The 22,763-nt window shown below is 68.3% G+C and carries 19 protein-coding genes; 13 read left to right on the forward strand and 6 right to left on the reverse strand.

Translation table 11 applies throughout. From position 1 onward, the window contains the following. Genes AVP41_RS00805 through AVP41_RS00815 form a run of 3 tightly spaced genes read left to right on the forward strand, consistent with a single transcriptional unit; the run spans nt 1 to nt 3,142 of the window. Nucleotides 1-762: a hypothetical protein gene (locus AVP41_RS00805; RefSeq protein WP_067159392.1), complete on the forward strand. Its 762-nt coding sequence runs from the start codon at nt 1-3 to the stop codon at nt 760-762. Next, nucleotides 759-1,904 (forward strand): type IV pilus twitching motility protein PilT, encoded by a 1,146-nt coding sequence (locus AVP41_RS00810; protein WP_082828958.1) that lies wholly within the window; start codon nt 759-761, stop codon nt 1,902-1,904. The genes AVP41_RS00805 and AVP41_RS00810 overlap by 4 nt, the downstream gene beginning before the upstream one ends. After that, entirely contained in the window at nt 1,904-3,142 is a 1,239-nt protein-coding gene (locus AVP41_RS00815; RefSeq protein ID WP_067159395.1) for a type II secretion system F family protein, read from the forward strand. The genes AVP41_RS00810 and AVP41_RS00815 overlap by 1 nt, the downstream gene beginning before the upstream one ends. A 120-nt stretch (nt 3,143-3,262) precedes the next feature. On the opposite strand, the gene AVP41_RS00820 is transcribed toward AVP41_RS00815, so the two are convergent. Further along, nucleotides 3,263-4,930 (reverse strand): GspE/PulE family protein, encoded by a 1,668-nt coding sequence (locus AVP41_RS00820; protein ID WP_067159397.1) that lies wholly within the window; start codon nt 4,928-4,930, stop codon nt 3,263-3,265. A 166-nt stretch (nt 4,931-5,096) separates the two neighbouring features. Between AVP41_RS00820 and AVP41_RS00825 the strand changes: the two genes are divergently transcribed. Both AVP41_RS00825 and AVP41_RS00830 read left to right on the forward strand, forming a co-directional pair. Further along, the gene (locus AVP41_RS00825) at nt 5,097-6,155 is read left to right on the forward strand and encodes a YihY/virulence factor BrkB family protein (protein ID WP_067159400.1); all 1,059 of its coding nucleotides are present in this window, start codon (nt 5,097-5,099) and stop codon (nt 6,153-6,155) included. Between the two features lie 106 nt (nt 6,156-6,261). Continuing rightward, the gene (locus AVP41_RS00830; protein ID WP_067162654.1) at nt 6,262-8,736 is read left to right on the forward strand and encodes a glycogen/starch/alpha-glucan phosphorylase; all 2,475 of its coding nucleotides are present in this window, start codon (nt 6,262-6,264) and stop codon (nt 8,734-8,736) included. 9 nt (nt 8,737-8,745) lie between these two features. On the opposite strand, the gene AVP41_RS00835 is transcribed toward AVP41_RS00830, so the two are convergent. Beyond that, nucleotides 8,746-9,477 (reverse strand): glutamine amidotransferase, encoded by a 732-nt coding sequence (locus tag AVP41_RS00835; protein WP_067159403.1) that lies wholly within the window; start codon nt 9,475-9,477, stop codon nt 8,746-8,748. 72 nt (nt 9,478-9,549) lie between these two features. On the opposite strand from AVP41_RS00835, the gene AVP41_RS16775 reads away from it, so the two are divergent. Further along, entirely contained in the window at nt 9,550-9,777 is a 228-nt protein-coding gene (locus AVP41_RS16775) for a response regulator (protein ID WP_067159406.1), read from the forward strand. Nucleotides 9,778-9,779: 2 nt separating this feature from the next. After that, nucleotides 9,780-10,415, forward strand: coding sequence for a CYTH domain-containing protein (locus AVP41_RS00845; RefSeq protein WP_231902636.1), 636 nt, complete (start codon nt 9,780-9,782; stop codon nt 10,413-10,415). A 131-nt stretch (nt 10,416-10,546) separates the two neighbouring features. Here the strand turns inward: AVP41_RS00845 and lpdA are convergent, their stop codons facing one another. Both lpdA and AVP41_RS00855 read right to left on the reverse strand, forming a co-directional pair. Continuing rightward, nucleotides 10,547-11,947: a dihydrolipoyl dehydrogenase gene (gene lpdA, locus AVP41_RS00850; protein ID WP_067159409.1), complete on the reverse strand. Its 1,401-nt coding sequence runs from the start codon at nt 11,945-11,947 to the stop codon at nt 10,547-10,549. 9 nt (nt 11,948-11,956) lie between these two features. Next, nucleotides 11,957-12,490, reverse strand: coding sequence for a copper resistance CopC family protein (locus tag AVP41_RS00855; protein WP_067159412.1), 534 nt, complete (start codon nt 12,488-12,490; stop codon nt 11,957-11,959). Nucleotides 12,491-12,792: 302 nt separating this feature from the next. Between AVP41_RS00855 and AVP41_RS16885 the strand changes: the two genes are divergently transcribed. The 3 genes from AVP41_RS16885 (at nt 12,793) to AVP41_RS00870 (ending at nt 14,592) form a co-directional block, all read left to right on the forward strand. Continuing rightward, nucleotides 12,793-13,275, forward strand: coding sequence for an FHA domain-containing protein (locus AVP41_RS16885; RefSeq protein ID WP_067162658.1), 483 nt, complete (start codon nt 12,793-12,795; stop codon nt 13,273-13,275). Further along, nucleotides 13,272-13,949 (forward strand): transcriptional regulator FtsR, encoded by a 678-nt coding sequence (gene ftsR, locus AVP41_RS00865; RefSeq protein WP_067159415.1) that lies wholly within the window; start codon nt 13,272-13,274, stop codon nt 13,947-13,949. Before AVP41_RS16885 ends, ftsR begins: the two co-directional genes overlap by 4 nt. A gap of 97 nt (nt 13,950-14,046) precedes the next feature. Beyond that, nucleotides 14,047-14,592 (forward strand): MerR family transcriptional regulator, encoded by a 546-nt coding sequence (locus tag AVP41_RS00870; protein WP_067159418.1) that lies wholly within the window; start codon nt 14,047-14,049, stop codon nt 14,590-14,592. A gap of 19 nt (nt 14,593-14,611) precedes the next feature. Here the strand turns inward: AVP41_RS00870 and AVP41_RS00875 are convergent, their stop codons facing one another. Further along, nucleotides 14,612-15,421 (reverse strand): ParA family protein, encoded by an 810-nt coding sequence (locus AVP41_RS00875; RefSeq protein ID WP_067159421.1) that lies wholly within the window; start codon nt 15,419-15,421, stop codon nt 14,612-14,614. Between the two features lie 112 nt (nt 15,422-15,533). Here AVP41_RS00875 and AVP41_RS00880 point away from each other — a divergent pair, with 112 nt between their 5' ends. The 3 genes from AVP41_RS00880 (at nt 15,534) to def (ending at nt 20,807) form a co-directional block, all read left to right on the forward strand. Then, nucleotides 15,534-18,941 carry a pyruvate carboxylase gene (locus AVP41_RS00880; RefSeq protein ID WP_067159423.1) on the forward strand — a complete coding sequence of 1,136 codons (3,408 nt, stop codon included), beginning with the start codon at nt 15,534-15,536 and terminating at the stop codon, nt 18,939-18,941. Between the two features lie 67 nt (nt 18,942-19,008). Then, complete coding sequence (locus AVP41_RS00885) at nt 19,009-20,316, forward strand: MinD/ParA family ATP-binding protein (RefSeq protein ID WP_067159426.1); 1,308 nt, start codon at nt 19,009-19,011, stop codon at nt 20,314-20,316. Beyond that, nucleotides 20,316-20,807 (forward strand): peptide deformylase, encoded by a 492-nt coding sequence (gene def / locus AVP41_RS00890; RefSeq protein WP_067159429.1) that lies wholly within the window; start codon nt 20,316-20,318, stop codon nt 20,805-20,807. The genes AVP41_RS00885 and def overlap by 1 nt, the downstream gene beginning before the upstream one ends. 94 nt (nt 20,808-20,901) lie before the next feature. On the opposite strand, the gene AVP41_RS00895 is transcribed toward def, so the two are convergent. Further along, the gene (locus tag AVP41_RS00895; RefSeq protein ID WP_067159432.1) at nt 20,902-22,734 is read right to left on the reverse strand and encodes an AMP-dependent synthetase/ligase; all 1,833 of its coding nucleotides are present in this window, start codon (nt 22,732-22,734) and stop codon (nt 20,902-20,904) included. Between the last annotated feature and the right edge of the window lie 29 nt (nt 22,735-22,763).

Below are 22,763 nucleotides of genomic sequence, written 5' to 3' on the forward strand. Positions count from 1 at the left end.
ATGAACAGACAGCTCATCAACCTGGCCGGAGTTCTCACCGTCTTGGCAATCCTGGTCGCCGGGGTCGTCGCCATCGCGCTGCCGATGTACGGGACCGCGCAGAGCACCGATGCGCAGACGACGACGGTCGAGAACGCCAACGACGTGTACGAGCAGCAGATCGCCCAGCTGGACCGGGCCGGAGAGACGATCAGCGCAGTCGACAGCGATCTCACAGAACTCCGCCGTGAGATCGCCGCCACCCCGCAGCTCGACGACGTGCAGCAGCTCGTCTCCGATGCCGCCCGCACCGTCGACGTCCAGGTGAAGTCGGTGACGATCGGCGACCCGGTGCCCTGGGCGGAGCGCACGACGATCACCGAGGGGGACTCGGCCTCCGCGCCGGCCGACCCCAGCGCAGAAGGGGCTGGGGCGGAAGGCGTCGAGGAGGCGACACCGGAGGCGACGGACTCCGGCGCCGACGGTACGCCCGACGACACCGCCTCGGCGCCGGCGACCTCGGCCGGCGATCCCGAATCTCCGCAGCAGCAGGTTCTGGTGACGATCGTCATCGATCTCACGGCCTCCTATACAGACACGGGGGACAGCGGTGGCTCGGGTCCGCTCGACGGCAACGCTCTCGCTGAGCGCGCGGGCCGGATGGCGGCCTTCGTCGACGCGCTCGGTCGCGGGCCCCGACTGCTATTCCCCGTGAAGATCTCTACCGACGACAAAGAACTCACCGTGACCGCCCTGACCTTCTTCCAGACGGAGGCACCATGATCGCCGACACCTCTCCTCTCGACGCTCTGCTGCGCGTCGCGGCGGACCTCCGCGCGTCCGACGTCCACCTCACCGCCAACCATCCGCCGCAGATCCGGATCGACGGTGACCTCGCGCTGGTCCCCGGATTCGAGAGCCCGACGAGCGCCAACTGGCTCGAGTCGGCGATCGGGGGGATCCTCACGACGGAACAGGTCGCGGAGTTCCGTGCGTCGGGGGAAGTCGACCTCTCGATCACGGTGCCCGAGGTAGCGCGGTTCCGTGTGAACGTGTTCCGCCAGCTCGGTCAGGTGGCCGTGGCGCTCCGGTTCATCCCGGAACGGATCAAGAGCTTCGAGGAGCTCGGCGTGCCGCGGATCGCGGCGGAGCTCGTCATGAAGCCCCGCGGCCTCGTGCTGGTGACGGGGCCGACGGGCTCCGGAAAATCGACCACCCTCGCCTCGATGATCGACGTCGTCAATCGGAGCAAGCCCGCGCACATCGTCACGGTGGAAGACCCCGTGGAGTTCCAGCACACGAGCAAGCGGGCGCTGATCCACCAGCGGGAGATCGGCAGCGACACCGCCTCGTTCTCCGAGGCCCTGCGCCGGGTGCTCCGCCAAGACCCCGACATCATCCTCATCGGGGAGCTCCGCGATCAGGAGTCGATCTCCACGGCCCTCACCGCCGCCGAGACCGGTCACCTCGTCCTCTCGACGCTGCATACGCAGAGCGCGGCGAAGTCGATCAACCGCATCGTCGATGCGTTCCCCTCCGATCAGCAGAACCAGATCCGGACGCAGCTGGGCGACACCCTCCGGGGCATCATCACGCAGACGCTCCTTCCCAAGGCGCAGTCGGAGGGACGCGTGATCGCCACGGAAGTGCTGGTCAACTCTCCGGCCATCGCCAACCTCATCCGGGAAGGGGAGATCAGTCAGATCTACTCGATGCTGCAGGCCGGCGGGTCCGTCGGCATGCACACTCTCGATCAAGACTTGCAGCGCCTCGTCGCCGACGGGTCCATCTCGCTCACCGTGGCTCGGGAGATCGCCGAGGATCCGCGCAGCTTCGACGAGACGAAGGTGCGCCCCGCCGACTACGACGCGGAGGCCTGGACGATGCACGCCTCGGAGCGCTCGGCCAGTGGCTGGGGTCTCTGATGCCACTCGTCGAGGAGTACGCCTACCGCGCGGTCGACACGACCGGTGGCGGCATCGTGAAGGGAACTCTGGAGGCCTCCAGCCAGGGTGCCGTCGCCGCGAAGCTGCGCGCGCAGGGGCTGACTCCGCTGGAAGTGACCCTCACCTCAAAGACGGGGCTGCACCGGGAGATCACGATCCCCGGCTTCGTCAAACGCGTGAAGGTCGCTACTCTCGCCGTGTTCGCCAAGCAGATGGCGGGACTCATCAACGCCGGGCTGCCCCTGATGCGCACGCTCTCGATCCTCATCGACCAGGCCGAGGACGCTCAGTTGCGTGACGCCCTCGTCAAGGTGCACGCGGCCGTCGAGTCCGGATCGGCCTTCTCGGCTGCGCTCGGTCAGCACCCGACCGTCTTCCCGCCGCTGATGGTGAGCATGGTCCGGGTGGGGGAGTCGGGCGGTTTCCTCGGTCAGTCGCTCAGCACGATCGCGGAGACCTACAAGAACGAGGCCGAGCTGCAGGACAAGATCCGCTCGGCCACGACCTACCCGCTCATCGTCCTCATCATCGCGATCGTCGGCGTCATCGCGATGGTGACCTTCGTCGTGCCGGTGTTCGAGGGCATGTTCGCCAATCTCGGGTCGGAGCTGCCGGTTCCCACCCAGATCATCGTCTCGGTCTCCCACAGCATGGTGTGGGTGCTGCCGACCGTCATCGTGCTCGGGATCGCGTTCTCGATCTGGTGGATGAAGTACCGCACCTCCGACGCCGTCCGTCGCATCGTCGATCCGCTCAAGCTCCGCATGCCGGTGTTCGGCCCTCTCGCCACGAAGATCGCCGTCGCCCGCTTCAGCCGCGGACTCTCGATGATGCTCAACGCCGGCGTGCCTCTCGTCCAGGCGCTCGCGATCGTGGGCGCGGCGTCGAACAACTACCGGATCGAACAGGCTGTGCGGGCCGTCCAGGAGTCGGTGCGTCAGGGCAAGTCGTTCTCGACACCTCTCGCCAAGGCCGAGGTCTTCCCCCCGATGGTTGCGCAGATGGCCGCCGTCGGCGAGGAGTCCGGCACGCTCCCCGACATGCTGGCCAGCATCGCCGACTTCTACGAGGGCGAGGTGCAGACCGCGACCGAGCAGCTGACGTCCTCGATCGAGCCGATCCTCATCGTGGGGATCGGGATCATCATCGGCGGCATGGTGGTCTCCCTGTATCTGCCGATCTTCTCCATCTACGGCGAGCTCGGCCAGTCCGGTTAGGTTTCCCCCAACGGCGGGGCGCGCGGAACTGGGGAGGGACGCGCGCCCCGCTTCCTCTTGCCATGGTGACTCGGGAACGTCGATGTGCCCGGATCGTCAGACGCCACCGTGCCCGGGTCGTCAGAGAGAGACGCGCAAGATCTCTTCGATCGTCGTGATGCCCTCCGACACTTTGGCGAAGCCGTCCTCGCGCAGCGACACCAGCCCCTCGTCGATCGCCGTCGCGCGCAGTTCTGAGCCGGTCGCGTGCGACACCACGAGCTGCTCGAGGCGTTCGGTCACTTCCATGACTTCGTGCAGGGCGACGCGTCCGCGGTACCCCGTGCCGGAGCACTCGGGGCATCCGACGGCGCGATACAGCACCGGGGGATCGAGTGGGTTGTGCGGGAAGCCCACCGAGGTGAGCACGTCAGGGCTTTCCGTGTAGCTCTCCCGGCACTTCGTGCACAGCCGGCGCGCGAGTCTCTGGGCGACCACGGCCGACAGAGCGGTCCCCACCAGGTAGGGCTCGCAGCCGATCTCGACGAGACGAGTGAGGGCGCTGGGCGCATCGTTGGTGTGCAGGGTCGAAAGGACGAGGTGTCCGGTCAGCGCCGCCTCGATCGAGATCGTGGCGGTCTCCTTGTCGCGGATCTCTCCGACGAGGACGACATCGGGGTCCGACCGGAGGATGGAGCGCAGCGCCGCCTGGAACGTCATGCCGGCGCGTTGATTCACCTGCACCTGGTTGATGCCGGCGATGCGGTACTCCACGGGGTCCTCGACCGTGATGACGTTGATCCGCGGATTGGCGACGGCGCCCAGCGCCGTATAGAGAGTCGTCGACTTTCCCGACCCCGTCGGTCCTGTCACGAGCAACATTCCGTGGGGCCTGCCGATCGCGGCCCGGAACTTCTGTTCGTTGCGGAGCGAGAACCGCAGGTCGCTCATCGACAGCGACTGCGCGGAACTGTCGAGGATGCGCATGACGATCTTCTCCCCCCAGACGGTCGGGAGGGTCGCGAGGCGGAGGTCGATCTGGCGGCCGTCGTGATGCACCGAGAGGCGACCGTCCTGGGGGCGGCGGCGCTCGGCGATGTCGATCGCCGACATGATCTTCAGCCGTGAGATCACGCCGTCCTGGATGGCGCGGTCGGCGCGCTGCATCTCATGGAGGACGCCGTCGATGCGATACCGCACCGTGAGGAACTTCTCGCCCGGCTCGATGTGGATGTCGCTGGCCCGATCGTTGATGGCCTGTGCGATGAGAAGATTGACGAACCGCACCACGGGAGCGTCGTCGACCTGCTCCTCGATGGACTCGGTGCCCCCGGTGCCGTCGGAGGCCGCGATCTCGCCGATCTGCTCGGACAGGTCCAACAGCTCCTCGTCGGACCGCAGCAGGCGCGCGAAGGCGGCCTCGAGCGCATCGGCGGCCACCACGACGGGTCTGACGTTCAGCTCGGTGGCCGTGGCGATGTCGTCGATCGCGATGAGGTCGGTCGGATCGGCCATCCCGACGGTGAGGCTGCGCCGGCCCCGGCCCACGGGGATCACCTGGTAGCGGCGGCAGAGGGCGGCCGGCACCGCCGAGACGATGTCGGGGGAGAGGTCCACGTCGGAGAGATCGACGAAGGGGAGTCCGGTCTGGCGGGCGATCGCCTGCGCGAGCTGGCGTTCCGACACGAGCCCCGCGTCCACGAGGCGGCGCCGCAGCTCCGCTCCTTCGCCGACTTCGGCGACGACGTCGGACACCACGTCCGCGCTGATCGCCCCGGTGTGCACCAGGCTTTCCGCGAGTCCCTTCACGGCGCCCCTTTCCCTCGAAGTATCGTATGCCTCCCCGCACGGGCGTGAAAGAACGAGATCAGTGTGAACTCTGTGACAGAAGTGTTTGGCGAGGAGGTCTTGCCCGCCCGCCCGGCTCCCGTCAACCCCCGATCCGCCGTGGGGAGTGTCGCCTAGGGTGGGCGCCATGGATGTCGCGCGCCTCACCGCTCGAGCTCTGTCCCTGAAGCCCGTCCGCGCGTTTCTGCGGTACAGCGAGCATCGTGGCCCGCTTCTGGCGGACAGCGTCACGTATCGGGCTCTCTTCAGCATCTTCGCCGCCGTGCTGCTCGGGTTCTCGGTCGCCGCGCTCTGGCTCGCGGGCGACAAAGACGCGTGGAATGCGCTGCTCGCCGCCATCGATCGAGCGATCCCCGGGCTCGTCGGGCCCGACGGCATCATCTCTCCCGACAACATCGACGCTCCGGCCGGCCTGTCTATTGCGGGGATCCTGTCGTTGGCGGGTCTGGTCGGTGCCGCGATCGGCGCCATCGGGTCTCTCCGCACGGCGCTGCACGTGATCGCCGACCGCCCGACCGACGACGTCGTGTGGTGGGCCGTGATCCTCCGGAATCTCGGGGTGGCGGTCGGTGCCGCCGTGGCGCTCGGGGCATCGGCGGCGATGACCGTTCTGGGAACGGCCGGGCTCGGCGTCGTGGCGGGATGGATCGGCCTCCCGGAAGACCACCCTTTGCTGTCGTGGGGCACGCGAGCACTTGCGATCGTCGTCACATTCGCCCTCGACGCCGTGGCGGTGGCCGCGCTCTTCCGGATCCTTTCCGGCGTCCGCGCCGACTGGCGTTCGCTGTGGGCGGGAGCGCTGCTGGGTGCCGTGGGGCTGACCGTTCTGCAGACCCTCTCCGGACTGTTCGTCGGCGGGGCGACCTCCAACCCGCTGCTGGCTTCTTTCGCCTCGCTCATCGCGCTGCTGCTGTGGGTCAACCTGTCGGCGCAGGTGATCCTCATCGCGAGTGCCTACATCCTCGAGGGGGTCGCCGAGCGACACGACCGGGTGCGGGCGCGGCACGGCGCGGACACCTTCCTGGCGCGCCGGATCCAGCGCGCCGAAGACGCGGTGCGCGTCGCGACGGCCGAGCTCGAGAAGGCCCGCGCCGACGCCGATGACGCAGCGCGCGCGGCGGATGAGAAGGCGCGCTCCGACGACCGGAAGGCACGGTCCGAAGACGAGAATGCGTCGAGTGTGTAAACACTGACGGCGTTCACGGCCCAAGGGGATCGGGCGGCCTCCTCTGAGTGTGTACCTTCGTAAGGTGCCCGAGAACGACTTCGCTGCGGCGCCCGCGTCGCACCCGCTGCATGCCACCCACCCGCTCGCGCTGGCTCCCGTGACCGGACCGGCCAGTTCGGTCGACGGATTCGTCCGCCAGTTCCTCCGCAATCTGAACTACGAACGCGGTGTGCCGTTGTCGGCCTCGAGTGTCACCGACCGCTACTACGCCTTTGCCATGACGGTGCGCGACTACCTCATGGCGCGCTGGCTCGAAGATCAGCGCCGCCAGCGCGAGCAGCAGGCGAAGGGCGTCTGCTACCTCTCCGCGGAGTATCTCCTGGGGAGGCAGCTCGACAACAACCTCTTGGCTTCCGGCCTCACCGACATCGCCACGGAGGCGATGGCCGCCTGCGGGATCGACATCGACGAGCTGCGTGCGCAGGAGGTCGAGCCGGGCCTGGGAAATGGCGGCCTCGGACGCCTCGCGGCATGCTTCATCGACTCGCTCGCCACCTTGAGCGTCCCCAACATCGGCTACGGCATCCGCTACGAGTACGGCATCTTCCGTCAGACCTTCGTCGACGGTCAGCAGGTCGAGCAACCCGACGCGTGGCTCGCGATGGACACTCCGTGGGAGTTCCCCCACCCCGAGGCCGCCCAGGAGATCTCCTTCGGCGGTCACACCGAGACCTATGACGACGACGGTGTGATCCGCAGCCGATGGATCCCTGGCTGGAACGTCCAGGCCCTGCCGTACAACTACATGGTCCCCGGCTACCAGAACGGCCGGGTCAACACCCTCCGCCTCTGGAGCGCGAAGGCCACCGACTCCTTCGACCTGCGCGTCTTCAACTCCGGCGATTACGAGGAGGCGGTGCGCGCGCAGACCTTCGCGGAGAACATCTCCAAGGTGCTCTACCCGGAAGACTCCACGCCTCAGGGCAAGGAGCTGCGCCTCCAGCAGCAGTACTTCTTCGTCGCCGCCTCGATCGCCGACTTCCTCCAGCACCAGCTCGCCGACGGCTTCGATCTCTCCGGGCTCCCGGACCGTGTGATCTTCCAGCTCAACGACACCCACCCGGTCATCGCTGTGCCCGAACTGATGCGCGTGCTGGTCGACGAGAAGAAGCTCGAGTGGGAGGAAGCGTGGCGGATCACGCAAGGCTGCTTCGCGTACACGTGCCACACGCTGCTTCCCGAGGCACTCGAAGTGTGGCCGGTCGACCTGCTCGGCCGGTTGCTTCCGCGGCACCTGGAGATCATCTACCGGATCAACGACGAGTTTCTCGCGGCCGTCCGCGAGCGTTTCGGCGACGACGAGATGCGGATTCGCAACATGTCGATCATCGGAGAGGTGCCGGTCCGCTCGGTGCGGATGGCGTACCTCGCCACGGTCGCCGGGGCCAAGGTCAACGGCGTCGCGGAGCTGCATTCCCAGCTCCTGCGCGACAAGGTCCTGCCCGACTTCAACGAGTTCTACCCGGGCAAGTTCACCAACGTCACCAACGGCGTCACCCCCCGCCGGTTCGTCCGGCTCGCCAACCCCGAGCTGTCGGGCCTGATCACCGAGGCGCTCGGCACGGGCTGGATCACCGACCTGGAGCGGCTCCGCGAGCTGGAGTCCTACGCCGAGGATCCGGAGTTCCGCGCGAGGTTCCGCGAGGTCAAGGCCGCCAACAAACGCCGGCTCTCTCACGTCCTCCACACCCGCGACGGGTTCGACGTGAGCGACGGGCACATGCTCGACGTCATGGTCAAGCGTCTTCACGAGTACAAGCGTCAGATGCTCAAGCTGCTCCACATCGTCACGGCGTACGAAGGGATCGTGTCGGGCCGTGTCGACGTCGCCGAGGTCCAGCCGCGGACGTTCATCTTCGGCGCCAAGGCGGCGCCCGGGTACGTCATGGCCAAGCAGATCATCCACCTGATCAACGCGGTCGGCTCGGTCGTCAACGCCGATCCCCGCGTCGCTGATCGGTTGAAGGTCCTCTTCCCGCCGAACTACAACGTCACGCTGGCGGAGCGGGTCATTCCCGCCGCCGACCTGTCTGAGCAGATCTCACTCGCCGGGAAGGAGGCCTCGGGGACGGGGAACATGAAGTTCGCACTCAACGGCGCCCTGACGATCGGCACGGATGACGGCGCCAACGTCGAGATCCGCGAGCTGGTCGGCGATGACAACTTCTTCCTCTTCGGTATGAGCGAGCCGGAGGTCGAAGCGCTGTGGGCCCGCGGCTACCGGCCGGCCGACTTCTACCAGGCGGACGAAGGCCTGAGGCGTGCGATCGACCTCATCGCCTCGGGAGCCTTCTCCGGCGGTGACAAGAGCGTGTTCGAGCCGATCGTCTCGAACCTCCTCTACGACGACCGTTTCATGGTGCTCGCCGACTACTCGTCCTACATCCAGGCGCAGGCCACGGTCGACGCCGCCTACCAGGATCAGGACGCCTGGACGCGCTCCGCGATCCTCAACGTCGCCCGGTGCGGGTTCTTCTCCTCGGACCGTTCGATGCGCGACTACATCGAGCGGATCTGGCACACCCCGCCCGTCCTCTGACGTCGGGGCTCACCGGGCGTAGCGCTCGACGAAGGCCCGGAGGATCGACGAGGTGTGCGCCACCGGAGTGCGGCGAACGGCGGCAAGGGTGAGATACAGCTCGTCGGCGCCGAAGTAGCCGTGGTCGGCGTAGGCGTGGATGCGGGTGGTGATGCCGTCCACGTCCAGCTCGGGATGGAACTGCGTCGCGTACACGTTGCGTCCCACGCGGAACATCTGCACCGGGCAGGCGTCGCCGCGGGCGAGGAGGGTCGCCGAGGGCGGCAGCACCGTGATCGCCTCCTTGTGGCCGACGAACGCGGTGAACCGGTCGGGGAGCGCGGCGAGAAGAGGGTCGGCGGCGCCCTCGGGTGTCCGCTCGATCTCGACGACGCTGATGGGCTCCCGATACGTGCGATCGATCACGGCGCCCTGATGGGCGCCGAGGGTCCCGACTCCGTAGCAGGCCCCGAGGAAGGGGAAGTCCCGCGCCACGACGTCGTCGAGGAGAGTTCGGAACTCGGCCTCGACGCGTCGTTGCACGGCGCTCTTGTCCTCATCGGGGTCCGAGGCGTTGAACGGGCCGCCACCGACGAAGATCCCCGACCATTCGTCGAGGTCGATGGGGCCGAGGGGGCCCGCTTCCAGGCGCACCCGGACGAGCTCGTCCTCGCTCAGCCCGGTGAAGCGCAGGAAGAGGGCATACTCCTCGTCGGCGGGGACGTCCTCGGCACGGGTGGCCAGCAGCAGGAAGGGTCTCATCGGCTGTCGAGTCTATGCGTCCCGACGGGGGAGCCGTGACGCAGGGGGCTAGGGTGGGAAGCGGAGGTCATCATGGCAATTGCGCGCCTGCACGGCGGTCCCCTCGATGGACAGCTCATCCCGGTCGACGACGTGAGTCAGGACCAGTTGATCCTGCCCTACAGCGAGACCCAGGTGGTGTACGAGCGGGCGGGCGAGGCCGAGAACACCGGGGAGGGCGACGGTCCCACCTCCGCCGACTATCACTACGTCGAGGCGCAGGACGACATCGACCCCGATCCCGACGGCCGCGACGACTGATCTTGGTCGCCGAGCACTCGCTGGAGATCGAGCGCAAGTACGACGTCGACGACGACACCCCGCTGCCTGACTGGAGCGCGCTCCCGGGTGTCGCTGCCGTGCGGGAGCCTGAGCTCCGCTCGCTCGACGCGACCTACTTCGACACCGTCGACGGTGCGCTCGCTCGCGCGGCCACGGCCGTCCGGCGCCGCGAGGGCGGCCCCGATAGCGGCTGGCACGTGAAGCGGTCGACGCCCGACGGCAAACTCGAGACGAGGTGGCCGCTCACGATCGACGACGCAGAACACGGCGGTTTCGCAGGTCCGGTACCCGCGGAGGTCATCGTCGAGGTCGCCTCGGTGGCGGCGCCGCCGTTCGCTCCGATCGCACGTGTGCGCAATCAGAGACTCGCCTTCGCCCTGGTCGATGCCGACGGTGAGCTCGTCGCCGAGTTCGTCGATGATCGGGTCGTCGCCGACGACCTCGGTGCGTCTCAGCAGACGCGGTGGCGCGAGTGGGAGCTCGAACTCGGCCCGCGGGGTCCGGAGGGGGAATCTGCGCGCGCCGCGTTCTTCCGCGCCGCCGATGCCTTGGTCATCGCCGCCGGCGGCCGAGTCTCTTCATCCTCGTCCAAGCTCGGTCGCGCCCTCGGCCGCTGACGTGCCGCCCCGGACGAGGGAACGAGGCGTCACCGCCTCTGAACGACACTGACGCCGCCCCCGGCTTCGGTGGGGCGGCGTCAGTGGGTGGAGGCCCAGGTTACCCGCTCTGGGGGCCCGGGGCCAGCCGATCAGAAGTTGATCATGTGCCCGGCGAGACCGTGGAAGGCCTCCTGCAGGGCCTCGGACAGCGTCGGGTGGGTGTGGACGTTGCGCGCGAGCTCGAGCGCCGTGAGGTCCCACTTCTGCGCGAGCGTGAGCTCGGGGAGGAGCTCCGACACATCCGGTCCGATGAGGTGGCCACCGACGAGCTCGAGGTGCTCGGCGTCGGCGATCAGCTTGACGAAGCCCACCGGCTCGCCGAGGCCGTGCGCCTTTCCGTTCGCCATGAACGGGAAGGTCGCCACCTTGTACTCGCGGCCCGTCTCCTTGTACTGCGCCTCGGTGTAGCCGAACGAGGCGACCTGGGGAGAGCAGAAGGTCGCGCGGGGCATCATCTTGTAGTCGCCGAGCGTCATGGTCTCGGCGCCGCCGATGGTCTCCGCCGCCACGACCCCCTGGGCCTCGGCCACGTGAGCGAGCTGCAGCTTGGCGGTCACGTCGCCGATCGCGTAGATCCCCTCGACGTTCGTGCGCATGTGGTCGTCGATCTCGATGGCGCCGCGGTCGCTGACCTTGACCCCGGTGTTCTCGAGCCCGAATCCGTCGATGCGGGGGGCGAAGCCGATCGACATGAGGACCTTGTCCGCTTCGATCTGGCCGCTCGCGCCGCTCTTGTTGTCCGTGTAGGTGACTGTCACCTTGTCGCCCGAGTCGACGACGGTCTCCACCTTCGTGGAGACGAGGAGGTCGATCCCGTAGTTCTTGTACTGGCGCGCGATCTCCTTGGAGACGTCGGCGTCCTCATTGGGCAGCGCGCGGTCGAGGAACTCGATGATCGTCACCTTGACGCCGTAGTTGGAGAGCACGTAGGCGAACTCCATGCCGATCGCGCCCGCGCCGACGATCACGATCGACGACGGCAGTTCGCGGGAGAGGATCTGCTCCTCGTACGTGACCACGTTCTCGCTCAAGGTGACGCCAGGAAGGAGCCGGACGGTCGAACCGGTCGCGATGATGACGTTGTCGAAGGTGACCTCTTCGACCTGTCCGTCGGACTTGGTGACCGTGATCGCCTTGGGGCCCGTGAACGAGCCGCGTCCCTCGAACTCGGTGACCTTGTTCTTCTTCATCAGGTAGTGGATGCCCTTGACGCGCCCGTCGGCGACCTCGCGACTGCGGTCCCAGGCGACGCCGAAGTCGAGGGTGAACTCACCCGAGATGCCGAAGAAGTCGGCCTTGTGCTTCAGGGTGTGCGCGATCTCCGCGTTCTTCAGCAGGGCCTTGGAGGGGATGCAGCCGACGTTGAGGCAGACGCCTCCCCAGTACTTCTCTTCGATGATGGCCGTGGACAGTCCGAGCTGTGCGGCGCGGACCGCTGCGACGTAGCCACCAGGGCCGGCACCGAGGACGACGACATTGAAATGAGGCATGATTCCAGCCTAGTCCTCGCGCAGGCCCCGTCTCCGCGTCAGGAGCACGACGAAAACCACCGCGACGACGGCGACGACGCCCACCGTGATCCACACCGGCAGCAGCTCCGTGCCATCCGACCCCGCCTCGGCGCTCTGCGCACTCGGGGAGGGGGAGGCGGCACCGCTCGGCGCCGTCGTGGAGCCGGTCCCTGCGCCGGCGACGACGAAGCTGAACTGGTCGGAGATGGGGTGCCCGTCGCTGGAGACCACGCGCCAGGTCACCGTGATCTCGCCGGAGGCGGAGCCGCTGATCGGCTGGATGACGCGAACGCCGTCGACGACGGGAGGCTCGCTGGTCAGCGCCGTCCCCGCCGCGTCGGTCACGACGACGTCGGTGGTCCCCTCGCCGGTGAGGAGCACCCCGCTGAAGGTGAGCGTGACCTCCGTCGGCATCTCGGCGACCTCCGACCCCACGGCCGGGTCCGATCCCACCAACTCGTCGTGCGCGAATGCCGGCGACGCAGCCGAACCGGCGACCAGCGCCGCCGCAAGCGCGAGCATGGCCGTCAGGCGACCTCGCAGACCGAGTCGGGCGGAGGAAACGGGGGGAGCAGAAGGAGCAGGGGTTGTCACGGGATCGACCCTACCCATCGACCCTGGGTGCGTCAGGGGATCGTCATCGGGTCCTCCACAGGGGATCCTCGATCACGGGCGTCTCGGGAGGCGTTCTGCGGCTTGTCGTTGAGCGGCGGATCCGTCAGGCTGGGGGAGCGCCCGCGGACCCCGCTCGAGAGTGTCCCGAGCACGAACTCACGCTCAGGGGGAGCGGCCGATCGGTTAGGGTGAATGAGGAGGAGGCCACCGTGGACGAGAACCGTCGACCCGACGACATCCGGCGTGGAGCCGAACCGCACGAGCGCGTCTCTCACGACACGACGCAGACGTTCGGCCATGATTCGGATCTGTCCTTCATCTCGTTCGGAAGCGAGCTGAGCGAGGTCGAGCGCGAAGCGATCGCCGCACTGCCGTCCCGTTCGGCCATGCTGCTCGTGCGCTCGGGTCCGACGGCCGGAGCGCGTTATCTTCTGGACACCGACGTGACGACCGTGGGGCGCCACCCCGAGGCGGACATCTTCTTCGACGACGTCACGGTGTCCCGCCGCCACGCGGAGCTCAACCGCTCCGGAACGGTCTTCGAACTCGTCGACCAGCGGTCGCTGAACGGCACCTATGTCAACGGTGAGCGTGTCGACCGGGCCGTCCTCACCGACGGAGCCGAGCTGCGTATCGGCAAGTTCCGTCTCAACTTCTTCGCGTCGCCGGCCGATCGCGAGCACGCCGGGTGAGCCCGGCGGCAGCATCTCGCGGTCGCGCGGCGCCGGCGGGACACCTCAGCATCGGTCAGGTTCTCGCACGCCTGACGCCGGAGTTCCCGCTGTTGAGCGCGAGCAAGCTCCGTTACCTGGAGGTCCAGGGGATCGTGTCGCCGGTGCGCACCGATTCCGGTTACCGCAAGTTCTCCCCGACCGACGTCGAGCGTCTCCGCACCACGCTGACGATGCAGCGCGATTACGGCATTCCGTTGGCGCGCATTCGTGAGTATCTCGACGACCCGGCGGGCGAGCTGGCGAGCATGCCGGCGTCGATCGTGCACGCAGCACGTCGATATCGGCGTGACGAGCTCGTGTCCGAGGCCGAGGCGAGTGCGTCGCTTCTCAGCGAGGCCATCAGCGCCGGGCTCCTGCCTGCGGCGGAGACGTTCGACGAACGAGCCCTCTCGACCTTGCGCGCTCTCGTGGCCCTGGATGCCCATGGAATCCAGCCGCGCCATCTGCGTCCTCTGCGGCAGGCGGCCGAGCGCGATGTCGCCCTCGTAGAGAGCGCGCTGGCGCCCCTCCTTCGCAAATCCGACCCGGCTTCGCGCGCTCGCGCACACGAGGTCGCTCCGGAGCTCGTGCGTCGACTCGACGAGTTGCGCGCCGGCCTCGTGCAGGCCGCACTGGAGCGCCTGGCTCCCTGACCACCGCGACACGCCGAGGCGTGAGAGCCCGATGTCGTTGCCGGGTGCCCCTCCCTCCTCTAGCGTGGAAGCGAACCACCACAACGCAGGAGGCGAAATGACCGCGCACGACGCGATCGGCGAGCCGCAGTTCACCACCGAACTGCTCTTCACCGACGGCCTCCCGCAGATGGACGACGAGGTGGGTTACCGTGGCGCCGTCGCCGCGCGGGCCGCAGGAATCACCTACCGCCAGCTCGACTATTGGGCGCGCACCGAGCTCGTCGAGCCCACCGTCCGCGGTGCCTCCGGGTCCGGTTCGCAGCGGCTCTACGGATTCCGCGACATCCTCGTGCTCAAGCTCGTCAAGCGTCTTCTCGACACCGGGATCTCCCTGCAGCAGATCCGCACCGCGGTCGAGCAGCTGCGCGCGGCGGGCATCCGCGACCTCGCCGGCACGACGCTGATGAGTGACGGCGCGTCGGTCTATCTCTGCACCTCGAACGACGAGGTCATCGACCTGGTCAGCCGCGGCCAGGGAGTCTTCGGCATCGCGGTGGGCAAGGTTCTGCACGAAGTGGAGTCGACGCTCCTCGACTTCGACCCGCAGGTGCCCGACCCGGTCGACGAGCTTGCCGCTCGTCGCGCGGTGCGTTCGGCGTAACGACCGGAGCCGTTCGCTCTCAGGCCCGCGCTTCGCCCGCGACCGGAATGCGCCCCGTGCGCATGACGCGGTCCAACAGCGCGTCGAAGTCGCCTGCCAGTTCTTGCGCGGAGTCGCCGGGCCAGATGTGGAGAGGTTTCGCGGCGCCCTGCGCCTGCTGAAGCGACGTGCGCTCGGGGAGTTGCGGCGACAGCACGAGCGGCCCGAACATGTCGCGCAGCTCCTTGATGCGGAACTGATGTTCGATCGACTGCGGACGCACGCGGTTGACGACGATGCCGAGGGGCTGGAGTCGGGGGGACAGGCCGCGCCGGATCTCTTCGATCGCACGAAGGGCCCGGTCGGCGGCGGCGACGGAGAAGAGCCCTGGCTCCGTGACGACGATCACGCGGTCGCTGGCCGCCCACGCCGTGCGCGTGAGCGCGTTGAGGGAGGGAGCGCAATCGACGAGCACGAGGTCGTAGTCGGCCTCGATCGTCGCCAGCGCCTCCTCGAGCTTCCACACATCGCGAACGCTCGGGTGGGGTCCGTCGAAGTTGATGGCGGACGGGCTGCCGATGAGGACGTCGATCGTGCCGGGGTGCACCTTCGCCCAGCCGCTGGATGTGATCGCCTGACGGACCACCTTCTCCTTGGGGTTGGCCAGCACATCGGCGATGTTCAACCGTCCGGCGACCTGGATGTCCATCCCCGTCGACACGTCGGACTGCGGGTCGAGGTCGACGACGAGGGTTCGGACGCCTCGAGCGAACGCCGCGGAGGCGAGTCCGAGTGTCACGGTCGTCTTCCCGACCCCCCCCTTGAGTGAGCTGACGGAGAGTACGTGCACGAGGCTCTACGTTACCTTCCCCTAGGCTGTGAGCACACTCAGGCGCCCCGGCGTCTGCGGCATTCGGGCGTCCGATGAACTGTGCGCCCCGGTCATCACACGTGAGGTGCGTATGTTCCGAAAGATCCTGGTTGCCAATCGCGGCGAGATCGCGATCCGCGCGTTTCGCGCGGCCTTCGAACTGGGTGCCCGTACGGTCGCCGTGTACCCGTACGAAGATCGATACTCTCTCCATCGCCTGAAGGCGGACGAAGCGTACGAGATCGGCACCAAGGGTCAGCCGGTCCGCTCCTACCTCGACGTGTCGGAGATCATCCGTGTCGCGCGGGAGAGCGGAGCCGACGCGATCTACCCCGGCTACGGGTTCCTCTCGGAGAATCCCGAGTTGGCGGCGCGAGCCGCCGAGGCCGGGATCACCTTCATCGGACCGCCGTCGCATGTGCTGGAGATGGCGGGCAACAAGGTCACCGCCAAGGAGCACGCGATCGCCGCAGGCGTTCCGGTCCTCCGCTCGACCGGGGCCTCCGATGACGTCGACACCCTCGTGGCGCAGGCCGACGAGATCGGGTTCCCGATCTTCGTCAAGGCGGTCGCCGGCGGCGGCGGGCGGGGAATGCGACGCGTCGAGACACCTGAGCAGCTCGCCCCCGCGCTCGCGGAGGCCATGCGCGAAGCGGGCAGCGCCTTCGGCGACTCGCGCGTCTTCCTCGAGCAGGCCGTCCAGCGCCCCCGTCACGTCGAGGTGCAGATCCTCGCCGACGGGGCCGGGCAAACGGTCCATCTCTTCGAACGCGACTGCTCCGTGCAGCGCCGCCACCAGAAGGTCGTCGAGATCGCCCCGGCCCCCAACCTGGCCGACGACGTCCGTGATGCGCTTCACCGGCACGCGGTGGCCTTCGCCCGCTCGATCGGCTACCAGAACGCCGGGACCGTCGAGTTCCTCCTCGAGACGGCAGGGCCGCGCACCGGCGAGGTCGTCTTCATCGAGATGAACCCCCGCATCCAGGTCGAGCACACGGTCACCGAGGAAGTCACCGACGTCGACCTCGTGCAGTCGCAGATGCGTATCGCCGCGGGGGAGTCACTGGACGACTTGGGGCTGCGTCAGGAGCAGATTCGGCTTCGCGGCGCGGCGCTCCAGTGCCGGATCACGACGGAGGATCCGACTCAGGGCTTCCGTCCCGACACCGGCAAGATCACCACCTACCGTTCGCCGGGAGGCGCCGGGATCCGTCTCGACGGCGGCACCACGGCGGCCGGCTCTCAGGTGAGCCCGCACTTCGACTCGATGCTGGCCAAGCTCACCTGTCGCGGACGGGATTTCGAGGCCGCCGTCATCCGCTCTCGCCGTGCCCTGGCGGAGTTCCGCATCCGGGGCGTCACGACGAACATCCCCTTCCTCCAGCAGGTACTCGACGATCCCGCGTTCGTCGCCGGCGATCTCAGCACCGCTTTCATCGACGAACGGCCGGAGCTGCTCACGGGCCGGGAGTCCAAGGACCGCGGCTCGAAGATCTTGGCGTGGCTGGCCGATGTCACCGTGAATCGTCCGAACGGCGAGAACCCGCTCACCGTGGACCCGGCCTCCAAGCTCCCTCCGGTCGACCTCGGCGTCGAGCCCGCAGCGGGCTCCCGTCAACGGCTTCTCGAGCTCGGCCCGGCGGGATTCGCCGCCGCCCTGCGCGCACAGACCGCCCTCGCGGTGACCGAGACCACGTTCCGCGACGCGCACCAGTCCCTTCTCGCGACCCGCGTGCGCACCCGCGATCTCGTGAAGGTCGCTCCGTACGTCGCTCGCGCCACACCCCAGCTGCTGTCGGTCGAGGCCTGGGGCGGCGCCACCTACGATGTCGCGCTGCGCTTCCTGGGGGAAGACCCGTGGGAGCGCCTCGACGCGCTGCGCGCCGCACTTCCCAACGTGGCGATCCAGATGCTGCTGCGGGGACGCAACACCGTCGGCTACACCCCTTACCCCACGGAGGTCACCGACGCTTTCATCGACGAGGCCGTCGCCTCCGGCGTCGACATCTTCCGCATCTTCGACGCGCTCAACGACGTGTCGCAGATGCGTCCGGCGGTCGAAGCGGTGTTGCAGACCGGCCGTGCGGTGGCCGAGGTCGCGCTCTGCTACACCGGCGATCTCCTCGACCCCGCGGAAGAGCTCTACACGCTCGACTACTACCTGCGGCTGGCAGAGCAGATCGTCGAGAGCGGTGCGCACGTGCTTGCGATCAAGGACATGGCGGGGCTCCTGCGGCCTGCCGCCGCCACGCGCCTGGTCACCGCTCTGCGCGAGCGCTTCGACGCGCCCGTGCACGTGCATACGCACGATACGGCCGGCGGACAGCTCGCGACGCTCCTCGCCGCCAGCGCGGCGGGTGCCGACGCGGTGGACGCCGCAGCCGCGCCGATGGCGGGAACGACCAGTCAGCCGTCGCTGTCGGCCCTCGTCGCCGCATTGGCGCATACCGAGCGCGACACCGGCATCGACCTGCGCGCGGTGTCCGACCTCGAGCCGTACTGGGAGGCGGTCCGTCACCTGTACCGCCCCTTCGAGTCAGGCCTTCCCGGCCCCACCGGACGCGTCTACCGTCACGAGATCCCGGGCGGGCAGCTCTCGAACCTGCGACAGCAGGCGATCGCGCTGGGCCTGGCGGACGACTTCGAGCTGATCGAGGACATGTACGCAGCCGCCAACGAGATCCTCGGCCGTGTCCCCAAGGTCACGCCGTCGTCGAAGGTCGTCGGCGATCTGGCCCTTCACCTGGCGGCGGTGAAGGCCGACCCGGCCGATTTCGCTCGGAATCCCGAGAAGTACGACGTCCCCGACTCGGTCGTCGGATTCATGGCGGGCGAGCTCGGGGACCTCCCGGGTGGCTGGCCGGAGCCGTTCCGGAGCAAGGTGCTCCAGGGGCGCGAGCCCAAGACCGCCGTCGCGGACATCACGGCGGAGGACCAGGCTGCCCTGGAGGGCGATTCGGTCTCTCGCCGCGGCAAGCTGAACGAACTGCTCTTCCCCGGGCCCACGCGCACGTACCGGGAGACCCGCGCCACCTACGGCGACCTCAGCGTGCTGGACACCGCCGATTACCTGTACGGGCTGCTTCCCGGTTCGGAGCACGTCGTAGAGATCGACCGGGGCGTCCAGCTGTACGTCGGGCTCGAAGCGATCGGCGAGGCCGACGACAAGGGCATGCGCACGGTGATGGCGACCCTCAACGGCCAGCTCCGCCCCGTCTTCGTTCGGGATCGCAGCATCGCCGTCGAGGCCCGTCAAGCAGAGAAAGCGGACACGACGAGGCCCGGCCAGGTCGCGGCTCCCTTCTCCGGCGTGGTGACGCTCAAGGCGGCCGAAGGCGACGTCGTCACCGCCGGCCAGCCGGTCGCGTCGATCGAGGCGATGAAGATGGAGGCGGCCATCACGTCCCCGGTCGGCGGGGTGATCGAGCGCCTGGTGACCGCGGCGACGGCGCAGGTGGAGGCAGGCGATCTTTTGGTCGTCATCCGACCCTCCGAGTAGCCTTGCTCCCTGGGCCGCGACGCGATCTGCGCGTCTGCGGCCCGGAGACCACCTGGAGTGAACAGCAGTGACGCCTGACCGCAACGACAAGACGCCCGACGACCTCGAGAACGGTGTGCTGACCACCGGCAGCATCGACACCGCCGGCATCGGGTTGGTCCGTGGCGCGACCGCACAGGTCGACGTGAGCCTGCCGACGTTGAGTGACGACGATGACGACCTGCTGCCCGACGACGGCGTGGCGCTGTCCGCGGCACCCCTCGAAGCCGAGGTCGTCGACGAGGCCGCCGACCCCGACGGGCCACCCTCCACCCGACGCGAGGCCCACCACCTCGACGACCACGACGCCAAGCACGCGGTCGAGCGGATCCATCCCCGCACTGCCGACGTCCCCCTGCAGTCGCGGCGACTCGGCGAGTTCGAGGCGGGGCGGGAGACCTCCGACCTGCTCACCGCCGACCGGCTCCTCGACCCCGCGCATGTCGTTCGCCCAGAGCCCGAAGGCGGATGGCAGCGGTTCGTCTACTCTGCAACCGCTCGCCGCCTGAACCTCGGGGACAGCAAGCGCGCCCGCGCGCGCAAGGCGCTCGATCGTCGGATCGCGGCACCGCTGGGTGGCGGTGCGAAGTTCGTCCCCATCCTCTCGCGCAAGGGCGGCGTCGGAAAGACGACCGTGTCCACCCTCCTGGGGATGGCGCTCGCGGATGCGCGGGACGATCGCGTGATCGCGATCGACGCGAACCCCGACCGGGGAACCCTCTCGGACCGCATCGGACGCTCCAGCGGGAAGACGGTGCGGGATCTCGTCCGCACGCGGGGCGATGTCGTCGGATTCAACGACCTCTCGGGCATCGTCGCGCGCGACGAGACGCGTCTGGACGTCCTCGCGTCCGACGCCGACCCGCGCGTGTCTGAGGCGTTCAACGACCGCGACTATCACGATGTCGCGTCCGTCGCGGCGCACTACTACTCCATCGTGCTGACCGACACGGGCACCGGCGTCGTGCACTCCGTCATGGAGGCGACGCTCGAACTCGCCGACGTGCTGGTGGTCGTCGCCGGGCTCAGCGTCGACGAGGCGCGCCTGGCGTCCGAGACCCTGACCTGGCTGGAGACGAACGGTTTCGAGGATCAGGTCCGAAACGCCGTCGTCGTCCTCAACACGGCGCGCCCCGGGACGCCCCTCGTGCGGGCCTCCGAACTGGAGTCCCACTTCGGCACTCGCGTGCGCACCGTGGTCCGGATGCCCTACGACGCGCACCTCGCGGCGGGGAGCGCAATCTCGTTCCGCGATCTTCAGCCTGCCACCCGACTGGCCGCCCGCGAGCTCGCGGCCACCGTCGTCGAGGGCCTGCGCATCGCGACGGCCGTCTGATGACAGTTCGAGCGATTCGCCTCTTCGGCGACCCCGTTCTCCGTGCCGTCGCGTCGCCGGTGGAACAGATCGACGATGGCGTGCGCGCGCTGGTCCAGGACCTTCTCGACACCGTGGAGCTTCCGGGACGTGCGGGTGTCGCCGCCCCGCAGATCGGGGTCGGGGTGCGCGCCTTCAGCTACAACATCGACGGAGACATCGGGTACGTCCTCAACCCCGAGCTCGTCGAGGTCTCGGGCGAGCCCCAGCCGACCGGGGAGGGATGCCTGTCGGTGCCCGGACTGTGGCACGACACCCCCCGTTATCCGCACGCCAAGGTGATCGGCATGGATCTCGACGGCAACGAGGTGGTGCTGGAAGGCGACGGACTCCTCGCGCAGGCGCTCCAGCACGAGACCGACCATCTCGACGGAATGGTGTACCTGCAGCGCCTCGACCCCGAGACGCGCCGGGTCGCGATGCGCCAGGTGCGGGAGTCCGACTGGTTCTAGTCCCCGTTCCCTTCGGAGCCGGGGGAGACGATGACGGGCCGAAGAGGTTTCCCTCTCCGGCCCGTCATCATGGCGGCTGGTCAGCCCCGCCCGTCTACCCCAGGGGAACGTTGGTCGTGGTGACCGGAACGCTGTAGAGCTCCTCGATCTGCGGAGCGAAGTCAGTGAGGATGACGTTGCGCTTGATGCTCATCTTGGGCGTGAGGTGCCCGCTGGCCTCGGTCCACTCCGTGTCGAGGATCACGAACTTGCGGATCGACTCGGCTCGCGAGACCGCCTTGTTGGCGATGTCGATCGCCCGCTGCACTTCCGCGCGCACCTTCGGGTCCTTTGCGGCGTCGGCGAGCGACATGTCGGCGGGCAGCTCGTTGTTCGACAGCCACGTGGGCAGCATCTCCGGGTCGAGAGTCACCAACGCCGAGACGAACGGCTTCTGGTCGCCGACGACCACGACCTGGCCGACGATCGGGTTCGCCCGGATCGGATCCTCCAGCGCGGCGGGGGCGACGTTCTTGCCGCCCGCCGTGACGATGATCTCCTTCTTGCGGCCCGTGATGGTGAGGAATCCCTCGGAATCGAAGGACCCGATGTCACCGGTGCGGAACCACCCGTCGTCGAAGGCCTCGGCGGTCGCCTCGGGGTTGCGCCAGTACTCCTTGAAGACGTTGATGCCGCGCACCTCGATCTCGCCGTCCTCGCCGAGGCGCACGCCGACGCCGGGAAGAACGGGACCGACGGTGCCGATCTTCGACTTGGTGGCCAGGTTCACCGTCGCCGGTGCCGTGGTCTCGGTGAGCCCGTAGCCCTCGAGGATCGTGACGCCGAGGCTGTGGAAGAAGTGGCCGAGTCGCGCTCCCAAGGGAGCCGAGCCCGAGACGGCGTAGGTGACCCGCCCGCCCATCGCCTCTCGCAGCTTGCTGTAGACCAGCTTGTCGAACAGGGCGAACTTGACCTTGGTGAGGAGGGGGACCTTCGCCCCGTCCTGCTGCAGTCGTGAGTGCTCGATCGCGGTGCGAGCAGCCGCGCGGAAGATGTTGCCCTTGCCCCCCGCTTCGGCCTTCTGCTCGGCGGAGTTGTATACCTTCTCGAAGACGCGGGGCACGGCCAGAAGGAAGGTGGGCTTGAACGAGCCGAGCGCCGGCAGGAGCTGCTTGGTGTCGGGCTGGTGACCTGTCTTCACGCCGGCGTGGATGTCCAGGATGGAGATGAAGCGGGCGAAGACGTGGGCCGTCGTGATGAACAGCAGCGTGGAGGCGCCGGGCGTCTCCACGACCTCCGCCAGGGCCTTCGCGGAGTTGCGCGCCAGCTCGACGAAGTTGCTGTGGGTGAGGACGCATCCCTTGGGCCGTCCCGTGGAGCCCGAGGTATAGATCAGGGTGGCGATGTCGGAGCCGACGGCCAGGTTGCGGCGGCGTTCGATCTCCTCGTCGGTCACTTCCCCTGCTCGGCCACGCAAGGCGTCGAGATCTCCCGTCGCCGAGGTCCAGACCTCACGCACGAGCGGGATCTCCTCGCGGATCTCGGCGATGCGGGCGGCATGTTCCTCGGACTCGGCGATCACGGCGACCGCGCCGGAGTCGGAGAGGATCCAGCTGATCTGCGAGGCGGAGCTCGTCTCGTAGATCGGGACCATGACGGCGCCGGCGAAGAAGAGAGCGAAGTCGACGAGCGTCCACTCGTAGGTCGTCCGCGCGATGTAACCGACCTTGTCGCCCGGCTGCACTCCTGCGGCGGCCAGTCCCTTCGCGAGCACGATGACCTCGCGTTGGAACTCGGCGGCGGTGATGTCCCGCCAGCCGTCTGCGTCGGGAACCGCGAACAGGGCGAGCGAGGGAGTGGCCTTCACTCGCTCGACGAGCAGATCGGTGGTGTTGGCGTCCGGGTCGGCGGGGACGACCGCGGGGACTTCGAATTGGACGGCGCTCATGGGCGGCAACTCCTTCGGTACCGGTACAG

The sequence above is a fragment of the Microbacterium sp. TNHR37B genome, assembly GCF_001620065.1.
Classification (GTDB): domain Bacteria; phylum Actinomycetota; class Actinomycetes; order Actinomycetales; family Microbacteriaceae; genus Microbacterium.